Here is a 220-nt window from a genome sequence, read left to right as displayed (position 1 = left end):
AATCTCAGACTCGAACGCAATTCCACTGGAGAAGTGATTATTATGACCCCCACAGGCGGCGGAACCAGCAACCGTAATGGCAGACTGAATAACCAATTATTTACCTGGGCGGATGCAGACAAAACCGGAATCGCGTTCGATTGTTCTGGGGGTTTCAATCTGCCTAATGGGGCGATTCGCTCTCCCGATGCGTCTTGGATTTCCCGGGAAAAATGGGACG

The 220-nt window shown here is 50.9% G+C and carries 1 protein-coding gene; it reads left to right on the top strand.

Translation table 11 applies throughout. The features are described 5' to 3' along the window. The coding region (locus AC0QH1_RS00340; protein WP_324628757.1) for a Uma2 family endonuclease at positions 1 to 220 on the top strand (220 nt) is incomplete at both ends.

It is taken from the genome of Phormidium sp. CCY1219, from assembly GCF_055795085.1.
This window is presented reverse-complemented; position numbering and strand designations above follow the sequence as displayed.